This window comes from Winogradskyella damuponensis (genome assembly GCF_039538385.1).
GTDB lineage: Bacteria > Bacteroidota > Bacteroidia > Flavobacteriales > Flavobacteriaceae > Winogradskyella > Winogradskyella damuponensis.
This window is the reverse complement of record NZ_BAABCB010000011.1, coordinates 1-4,553: the sequence shown is the minus strand read 5'-3', so window position 1 is coordinate 4,553 and position 4,553 is coordinate 1. Positions and strand designations below refer to the sequence as shown.

At 29.9% G+C, this 4,553-nt stretch carries 6 protein-coding genes; 5 read left to right on the top strand and 1 reads right to left on the bottom strand.

Annotated elements, in window-relative coordinates; translation table 11 throughout:
* Window positions 1-90 precede the first annotated feature (90 nt).
* From ABD730_RS05790 to ABD730_RS05770, 5 genes are all read left to right on the top strand, one after another.
* Complete coding sequence (locus ABD730_RS05790) at window positions 91-579, top strand: hypothetical protein (protein ID WP_344713217.1); 489 nt, start codon at window positions 91-93, stop codon at window positions 577-579.
* Between the two features lie 495 nt (window positions 580-1,074).
* Complete coding sequence (locus tag ABD730_RS05785; protein ID WP_344713215.1) at window positions 1,075-1,755, top strand: hypothetical protein; 681 nt, start codon at window positions 1,075-1,077, stop codon at window positions 1,753-1,755.
* Window positions 1,756-1,898: 143 nt separating this feature from the next.
* Complete coding sequence (locus ABD730_RS05780; protein WP_344713213.1) at window positions 1,899-2,777, top strand: alpha/beta fold hydrolase; 879 nt, start codon at window positions 1,899-1,901, stop codon at window positions 2,775-2,777.
* Between the two features lie 141 nt (window positions 2,778-2,918).
* Complete coding sequence (locus ABD730_RS05775; protein ID WP_344713210.1) at window positions 2,919-3,434, top strand: hypothetical protein; 516 nt, start codon at window positions 2,919-2,921, stop codon at window positions 3,432-3,434.
* Between the two features lie 208 nt (window positions 3,435-3,642).
* Complete coding sequence (locus ABD730_RS05770) at window positions 3,643-4,209, top strand: hypothetical protein (RefSeq protein WP_344713208.1); 567 nt, start codon at window positions 3,643-3,645, stop codon at window positions 4,207-4,209.
* Window positions 4,210-4,362: 153 nt separating this feature from the next.
* Here ABD730_RS05770 and ABD730_RS05765 read toward each other — a convergent pair.
* On the bottom strand, window positions 4,363-4,553 hold a 191-nt coding region (locus ABD730_RS05765; protein ID WP_344713205.1), incomplete at its 5' end, for a hypothetical protein.

Here is a 4,553-nt window from a genome sequence, read left to right as displayed (position 1 = left end):
GGTTTTTATTTGCTAACTTACTCGCTTATAACACGCAACAAATCATATACGAGACCGTTGTAACACATTTAAGAAAGCCCAGTAAATTATATGAAAATCGAACAGATTAAAGAAAAATTTGATATAGATGTTGGTGCACCAACACCGACAATTTTATCGAATGAATTAAATCTATATCTGACTTTCTACGTTAGCAATGTTGACCCAAATTGGGATGGAAAATCAATACATATGCGGACTGACCAAGATGACGGAATTGTAACTATAAAATTTGACCGATTTGAACAATTCAAATTTGGAAGTCCGAATGATGAAGCAATTAGTGGACATCCTCTTTACAAATTAGGGCTTAAGCCTTACTCAATTCAAAAAGTAATTGGTTCGGAATGGATAAAAGAACTTAAAAAAATAAATTCTGTTCATCCATACCACAAAGACGAATTGTTTGAGAAATATGAACATTTTATTTTCTTCTTTCACGATAGGTGTTTTGAAATAGTATCACAAGGCTATACGATTGAGGAAAATTCCAAATCGAATATGAAAGACGAAATTAAAAGAATAAGCGAATTATTGTAAATAATCAAACTTGTTGGAATTAACTAAACCGAATAGTAAAAAAATAATATGGACAAAAGGAATGTCAATAGTGAGTTTTCTATTGATTTTAATGATATTCCTTATCGATAACATCAAAGAGCCTTTATTTGGATTGAAAGATGGTTATGCACCACATAACTTTGGTCTGAACATATTCATAATTGGACCTTCAATGTTATTGTCGTTTGTTTTAAGCATAATCGTAACAGTCAGAATTATTAAATATTGGAAAGTATGGCCAAGTTCAAAGGGTAAATATATATTTATTGGACTCGCTCTACCAGCATTAATAATTTACGTTGACTTATTAATTAGAATATTTAAAAATTAAAAACGTGTTACAACAACGTATATAATCCATTGCTAGTGAGAGCCTACTTACGAAAATCCTCGCGGCTTTTCTATTCGATTTTTATTTGCTAAATTAGTTGCTTACACACGCAACGTATCATATACAAAACCGTTACCACACATATGATTTACAAACTTCAGAACATAAAAAGCAATAATTTAGAAAGTCTAAAAAAAGATATTGATTCTGGAGGAAAATTTATATTATTCAATTATAGAATTGGACTTGGAGCAGTATCATTGTTAAGGTTTTCTCCTGCAATATTTATTAAGAGAAATGAAGAAATTGAACAATTTAGAAGAAAATATAATCGAATGAATTTCCTATTTGGACCTTGGTTTATTTTCAAAGGACCACTTTTAACATACGACGCTTATAAAGTTAATAAAAATGGAGGAATAGATATTACCAAAGATATTTTGACTAATCTAACTCAAGAACATCTTGAAAAAAGAGAAGTAAATATTCAAGTCATTCACAATATATTTTCAAAAGTCAATAAATCAGACAAAAAAAGTATTATTAAATCTTTACAGAAAACAGATTTAAATATTGTTCCTATTAAAAATGTTTATATTGCCTTGTATGTTAATGTTGAGGAATATCAAGAACCATATTTTGTTATTGGAATAGAACTTTCTAAACAAATTGATTTAAATAAAGAACATATTAAAACAAATCTGAACAAGTATTTCTATAAACACGTGGAATTTGAAATATTTGAAATTAATGAGAATGATGAATATTCAGAAAAACTAATTGAACAAGGAGAAAAAATTAACGGAATAAAAAACGTGTGGTAACACCGTATATAATTTATTGCTAGTTCTAGCCTACTTACGAAAATCCTCGCGGATTTTCTATTCGGATTTTATTTGCTAAATTACGTGCTTAACCACGCAACAAACCATATACAAACACGTTAGCTACAATTAAAACCGACAACATGAAAAATTCAATTAAACTTTTAGGAATATTTATTTTCACTTTGGTTTGTAGCATTACCAATGCTCAAATCAAAATGAACATTGAATTTGATACACCTTATGGAGAAAATGAAACAGTCGGGAATTATATCACGATAGATGGAGCAAAAATTTATTATGAGGAGTATGGAAAAGGCGAACCATTATTACTCATTCACGGAAATAATGGTAGTATCAAATCAATGGGTAATCAAATAGATTATTTCAAAACTAAATATAGAGTAATTATCGCTGACAATAGAGGACATGGGAAATCTGAATTAAAAACAGATTCTTTGACATATGTTCAAATTACAAGAGATTGGGAAGCGATAGTTAATCACTTAAAATTAGACTCTATTAATATTATTGGATGGAGCGACGGTGGGATTATTGGATTGAAGATGGGGATTTCAGGTAAATCAAAAATCAAAAAAACTGTAGCGATGGGAGCTAATTTAAGACCAGATTCAACAGCTGTTAACTCTTGGGCAGTGAATTACGCTTTGAAATCCAAAAAAATGATTGAATTAAAAATTCAGGAGCACGATACTACTCAAAATTGGAACTCACGGAAACAACGTCTCGGACTTTTGGGCGACCAGCCAAATATTCCAATTAGAGACTTATCAAAAATAAAAGCAAAAGTTTTAATAATGGCTGGCGATGAAGATATAATTAGAACTAAACATAGTTTAGAAATATATGAAAATATTCCCAAAGCTCAATTATGCATAATGCCAGGAGAAACACATTTTACACCTGCATCAAACCCTGAATTATTTAATGAAATTGCGAATAAATTTTTATCAGAACCTTTTAAAAGACCTGATTCAAATTTTACAAAATGGAAGAAATAACTGTAGCTAACAACGTATATAAAAAATAGCGATTTTAGTGCTTAAACAAAAGACAAATAATAAATTAAAGGTCAGTTATAATCCGAAAAGTTAGTGCTTAAAAATCCGCTACTTTTCATATACAAGACCGTTGTACACCATTTGAAAAAAGCATTTGTAATCATATTGACCTTTATCGGATTTTTGTCATTTGGACAAGAAACGGAACTGAATTCGATTGAAAAAAGCGAGTTGGACAGTATTTATGTCCGAGCATTAAATAGTAGATTTGACCTTTTACTTTCGAGCGGTTGGAAATATATTGAACTCAACGAAAATGGAAAGCGGATTTCTAAACTGAACGTGTCTGACCGATATAAGTTTTTGAACAATGAGGAATTAATTGACTTGTCAATAAAAGAAAAAAAGACAATTCAGGTTTTGCGTCTGACTCACAAAATAATCGGAATTGACACAATTGACGTGAATTTTGGAATTGTAAATGTTACTGGAAAGCGGAAAATTCATTTCAATAATGGACTGAAATTTAAAAAAGCGGATTTTGCATTAAACTGTGGCGGAACAAATGGCTACGTTCCTGATATGAGATTTGTGTTTGACCGAAAGAAAAATAATTGGGAATTAATAGATGGAAAATATAAAATCCCAACTGAATAAAAAACGGTGTACAACAATGTATAACCGCAATTACGGCGGATTCGACTACGTCCGAATCCACTCGGAATTGCTAACGTCAGTGCTAAACCGAAAATTAACGCATATTAACCCGTAACTGACGGTTATACGAGACCGTTAGCAGCAATAAATCACTCAATTCCTGAAAATAGGAGATTTAAAAAGCTACTTGCTAAAATTTGAAAAACGAATGATGACAAAAAGTATTTATTTGTGTTTATTAGTTTCTCTTTTTCTATTCTCTTGTAATGAGAGTGAAGAAGAAATTAATCTTGGAAACAATTTTTATTACATTCCATTTCAAGAAATAATTTTCGATGTAACAATTTTCGGAGGAAATGGAATTTATCAACTTGAGAATTATGAAAAAATTCCTGTTATTTTACCTGATATAGAGAAATATGAATATAATTCTGATTTTATTATTGTAAAACAAGATTTCAATATAAAACAAACTTCTCGCTTAATACAAAATATGATATCTATGCCTGGAACATACTTTACTTATGACAAAAGGTATATAAAATTAAATGAAAATTATTTTGCGAAATTAGACAAATCTGAAAATAGTAGTATTTATTACAAAAAATTCACGAGCGAACTTTTAGACAATACTTCTTCGATTCAAAAAATGAAAAAGAACAAGGAAAATTATTATATCATTGAAAAAAAAGAGTTAAAAGTTAATGGACCGTTAACCAAAAGTGAATTTAAAGAAATGAAAAAAAACCTTGAAATAAATTTAAGTTTTGAATAAAAAAACTGCTGCTAACACCGTATAAAATTAATTGCTGGTTTTAGCTTACTTACGAAAGTCCTCGCGGACTTTCTATCTGTGATTTATTTGCTAACTTTAGTGCTTAAAACACGCAACTAATCTTATACAACAACGTTAGCAAAGATTTTGGTGCTAATTTGCAATTTCAAGGCAATCACTAAATTCTGTGCTTATTTTCATATCAAAACTACGCTGGAATTTAAAGCTGAATCTCAAAAAATATTGCGCTGAATTTTTTTCACTCATTCGGATCGTTACGCGTGAATTTCGGCTTGCCCAACTTCTGTTCTTAAATTCAAAATAATAGCAATCCTCAACTTTTG